Consider the following 4,735-nt stretch of genomic DNA (forward strand, 5'->3'; position numbering starts at 1 on the left):
CCGCGCCCCCCCCCCGCGCCGCGCGCCCCCCCCCCCCGGGCCCCCCGGGGGGGGGGGGGGGGGGGGGGCGGGGGGGGGGGGGGCGGCCCCCCCGCGCGGGTGTACGGACGCGGCGACGCGCGAAGACGGACGGCGGGCGCCGGTTCGGGATGGCGCGGAACGCCGACAGAACCGGCTCTCTGCACCTTCGGCGCATCACGTCAAGTACGCGTCCAACAGTGGGACACAGTTCACAACCCATTGACGGACAGTGAAACCCGTACGCAACATGGGGGAAACCTCTCCTTCCGCGGCCGGCGCCCGACGCCGAAACTGTAAACGTTTTCAGTCCGTGTGGAGGCGACCTGTCGATCTGCGAAGGGGCGATCATGACGAGTTCGGGCGGGCCACCGACCGTGGAGACCATCGCCGCGGCCGCGGGGGTCTCGATCGCCTCCGTGTCCCGCGTTCTCAATGGTCACGGGGCTCGCCCCGACACCGTGCGGAAGGTGGAGCGCGCCGCGGCCGAACTCGGCTATGTGCCGAACAAGGTGGCGAGGTCCCTCAAGGGCGGCCGGACCCGGCAGCTCACGTTCGCCATGCCGGACATCGGCAACCCGGCGTACGTCTCGATGGTGCGCCAGATACAGGCGGTGACGAAACCGTTGGGATACCGGCTGCTGCTGCACTCGACGGACGCCGTCTCCGAGGACGAGCTGGACGTCGTGCGCAGCCTCGCCGACCGCACCAGCGACGGGTTGATCATCTGCCCGATCAGGGTCACCGAGGAGCATCTCGCCGCCCTCACCACGGCGTCGGGGCCCGTCGTCGTCATCGGCTCGCTGCCCGAGGGCGCCCGCGTCGACAGCGTACGGGCGGACTCGGTGTCCGGAGCGGCGCTGGCGGTGCGCCATCTGGTGGCCCTCGGCCGGCGCAGGATCGGCTTCGTCAACGGCCCGGCCGACACCGTGCCGGGCGCCAACCGCGCCACCGGTTTCCGCACCGCGCTCGCGGCGGCGGGACTCACCGCGGACGAGGCGCCGACCGTCACCACCGACTTCTCCGTCGAGGCGGGCACGGCGGCGGGACACCGGCTGCTGGACGCCGGCCCCGGCATCGACAGCGTCTTCTGCGCCAACGACCAGCTGGCGCTGGGCGTCGCGCACGCCGCGCACGACCGTGGCCTGCGCATCCCCGAGGACCTCGCGGTCGTCGGAATGGACGACAGCGAGCTGGCCCGCGCCGGCCACCCGGCGCTGACCAGCGTCGACCTCGGGTCCGGTGAACGCGGCAGGCTCGCGGCCCAGATGCTGGTCGCGCGGCTGGAGGGCGGGGCGCCAGGGGCGGGCCCCCGGGGCTCGGCGGAGGCCGGCCGGGTGACCGTCGCGCCGCGGCTCGTGGTGCGCGCCTCCACCGTGGGGTCCGACGCGGCGGCGCTCGGCGGGGACGCCGTACCGGGAGAGGCGGCCACCGGCGCCGCATCCGCCGGGGCCCGGCCGCAGGACGCGCCCGCCGCGTGCGCGGGGAGCGCCGTATGAGCGCCGGACTCGCCACCCGTCCCGCCGACGGCACGGGTACGCCGAGGCCCCGTACGCCCGCGGCCCGGCGCAAGATGCTCGGCCTGGAGCGCGACGCCTGGTTCCTGCTGCTGCCCGCGCTGATCCCCGTCCTGGTGCTGAGCGTCGGCCCGCTCCTGTACGGCCTGGGGCTGGCGTTCACCGACGCGCAGTCCGGGGTGACGCGTTCGACGTCCTTCACCGGTCTGCGCAACCTCGCCGACCTCAGGCTCGACTCGCTGTTCTGGCAGTCCTTCAAGATCGGCATCATCTGGGCAGTCTGCGTGACCGCCCTGCAGTTCCTGCTCTCCCTCGGGCTCGCGTCACTGCTCAACCAGAACCTGCGCTTCCGCTGGCTGACCCGCACGCTCGCGCTGGTGCCCTGGGCGATGCCCGAGGTCGTCGTCGGCATCATGTGGCGGCTGGTCTACAACCCGGACTCGGGCATCCTCAACAGCACGCTGCGCTCCCTGCACCTGACATCGGGGAACATCGACTGGCTGTCCAGCCTGACGCTGGCGCTGCCCGCGGTGATCGTGGTGGGCGTGTGGGCGAAGATGCCGCAGACCACCGTCGTACTGCTGGCCGGACTCCAGAACGTGCCGGCCGAGCTGCACGAGGCGGCGGCACTGGACGGAGCGGGGCTCTGGCGCCGCTTCACGGCGGTGACCTGGCCCGCGATGAAGCCGGTGGTGCTGTCCATCACCGCGCTCGACTTCATCTGGAACTTCAACTCGTTCGGCCTGGTGTACGTGCTCACGAACGGCGGGCCCGGCGGCAAGACCCGGCTGCCCACCCTGTTCGCCTACCAGGAGGCCTTCCAGTACGGGCAGTTCGGCTATGCCGCCGCGATGGGCCTGGTGATGATCGCCGTGATCGCGATCCTGCTGACCGTGTTCCTGCGCAACCGCCTCAAGGAGGCCGACCAGTGAGCAGCACCTCCGCCCGCGTGCGGGACACCCCGGCGGGCGCCCCCGCACCCGTGAGGCCCGCGCGCTCCTCTCGCCGCACCGGCCGCCGGGCCGCCGGCCGCGCCGGGCAGTATCTGGCCCTCCTGTGCTACGTGGTGTTCCTGGCCTTCCCGCTGCTGTGGCTGCTGTCGACGGCGTTCAAGTCACCGCAGGAACTGGGGTCCGTCGATCCGACCTGGCTGCCGCGCCATCCGACGCTCGGCAACTTCCGTACGGCGATCGACGAGCAGCCGCTGCTGCGCTCCGCGCTCAACAGCCTGCTGGTCTCCGCGGTCACGGCGGTGATCTCGGTGGCGGTCGCGGTGCCCGCCGCGTATGTGATGGTGCGCTTCCGCTCGATGGTCAGCCGGCTCGGCACGGGCTGGGTCCTGGTCAGCCAGATGTTCCCGTTCGTACTGGTCATCATTCCGCTGTTCCTGGTGCTGAAGAACCTGCACCTGGTGGACTCGCTGCCCGGCCTGGTCATCGTGTATGTGGTGTGGAACCTGCCGTTCGCGCTGTGGATGCTCCAGGGGTATGTCAAGGCGGTGCCGATGTCCCTGGAGGAGGCCGCGTCGATCGACGGCTGCGGGCGGCTGCGCACCCTGCGCAGTGTGGTCCTGCCGCTGCTCATGCCCGGTCTGGTGGCGACGCTGATGTTCTCGTTCGTCACCGCGTGGAACGAGTTCTTCTTCGCCCTGGTCCTGCTCAAGTCTCCGGAGAAGCAGACGATGTCCGTGGTCCTCACCCACTTCCTCGGCGCGGAGGGCGCGGCCGACCTCGGCCCGCTGGCCGCCGCGTCGGTGCTCGCGACCGTACCGAGCCTGCTGTTCTTCGCGTTCCTCCAAAAGCGCCTGGTGAGCGGCGCGATGACCGGGGCGGTGAAGGGCTGATGCGCCGCCGTACGCTGCTGGCGGGCACGGTCGCGACCGCTGCTGCCGCCGCCTCGTCACCGCTGCTCGCGGGCTGCGGCTCGGCAAACGGCGGGTCCGGGACGCCGACGCTGGACTTCCTCTCGCTGGCCTGGCAGAAGGAGTCGCTGGCCGCCAACAAGGCGCTGGTGGCGCAGTGGAACCGGAACCACCCCGAGGTCCGCGTCCGGTATGTGCAGGGCAGCTGGGACAACGTGCACGACCAGCTCCTGACGTCCTTCGAGGGCGGCGCGGCGCCGGACATCATCCACGACGAGGCGATCGACCTCACCGACTTCGGATACGGCGGCTACCTGGCCGACCTGAGCGGACTGATCCCGGCGGACCTCCGCCGCCGCATCCCCGACTCCGCGTGGGCGACCTCGCGGTTCGACGGCGGCCTGTACGGGGTGCCGTTCCTCCAGGAGCCGTGGGTGCTGATCGCCAACCGGTCGCTGCTTGAGAAGGCGGGGATCGCGCTGCCGAGCGTCGAACACCCGTGGACCTGGGACGAGTTCGAGGATGTCACCAGGGAACTCACCCGGCGTGGGCACGGCTCCGCCGAACGGTTCGGCACCGCCTGGGCGATGAACGCGCCGGTCAACGCGACGGTCAACCTGTCGATGGGCAACGGCGGCCGGCTCCTGTACCGGCGCGAGGACGGCACACCGGAGGTACGGTTCGACGCGGCGGACTCCGCGTTCGCCGAGCTCATCCACCGGCAGGTCAACAGCGAGAGGACCGCGGCGCCCAGCGCGCTCGGCATGGGTGGCGGGGACACACTGCCGGGCTTCTTCGCCGGGCGGTACGCACTGCTCCCGCTGGGGTTCTCGTACCGCCAGCAGGTGCAGCAGCAGGCCCCCGACCACTTCGACTGGGTGACGCTGCCGCTGCCCACGGGGCCGCACGCACCGGACGGCGGGCGCGCCCAGGGGGTCAGCCCGCAGACCCTGTCGGTGTCGAAGTCGTGTGCGCACCCCGAGGCCGCGGCGGCCTTCATCGCCTTCATGACGCAGGACGCGCACCTGGTCCAACTGGCCCGCGGCGACTGGCTGGTGCCGACGGGGGACGCCGCACTGCGCGCCCCGTCGATCACCACGGCCAAGGACGGCTGGTCGACCGGGGTCGCCGTGGCAAGCCATCTGAGAGCCTCGCCGGTGCTCGGGATGCGGGGCTACCCCGAGTGGAAGGACAAGATAGCCACGCCCGCCCTCCAGCAGTACTACAGCGGCGGCACGGACCTCGAAGGCCTGCGCAAGCAGCTGGTACGGGACGGCAACCGCATCTTCGACCGCTACCGGGACTGAGGCGCCGGTGGCCGGGGCCGACCCCCCGGCCG

The 4,735-nt window shown here is 71.9% G+C and carries 4 protein-coding genes; all 4 read left to right on the forward strand.

Going from position 1 to position 4,735, the window contains the following annotated elements; genetic code table 11:
- Window positions 1–368: 368 nt before the first annotated feature.
- The 4 genes from LCE31_RS34680 to LCE31_RS34695 are packed head-to-tail and all read left to right on the forward strand — an operon-like array spanning window position 369 to window position 4,703.
- Entirely contained in the window at window positions 369–1,517 is a 1,149-nt protein-coding gene (locus LCE31_RS34680; protein WP_225021639.1) for a LacI family DNA-binding transcriptional regulator, read from the forward strand.
- Entirely contained in the window at window positions 1,514–2,467 is a 954-nt protein-coding gene (locus LCE31_RS34685; RefSeq protein ID WP_374118653.1) for a carbohydrate ABC transporter permease, read from the forward strand. Before LCE31_RS34680 ends, LCE31_RS34685 begins: the two co-directional genes overlap by 4 nt.
- Window positions 2,468–2,517: 50 nt before the next feature.
- On the forward strand, window positions 2,518–3,378 hold the full coding sequence (locus LCE31_RS34690; protein ID WP_225021644.1) for a carbohydrate ABC transporter permease: 861 nt from the start codon (window positions 2,518–2,520) through the stop codon (window positions 3,376–3,378).
- Entirely contained in the window at window positions 3,378–4,703 is a 1,326-nt protein-coding gene (locus LCE31_RS34695) for an ABC transporter substrate-binding protein (RefSeq protein WP_225021641.1), read from the forward strand. The genes LCE31_RS34690 and LCE31_RS34695 overlap by 1 nt, the downstream gene beginning before the upstream one ends.
- The last annotated feature ends 32 nt before the right edge of the window (window positions 4,704–4,735 follow it).

Origin of the sequence: Streptomyces sp. 8L, from assembly GCF_020176795.1 — a bacterium.
Taxonomy (GTDB): Bacteria; Actinomycetota; Actinomycetes; order Streptomycetales; family Streptomycetaceae; genus Streptomyces.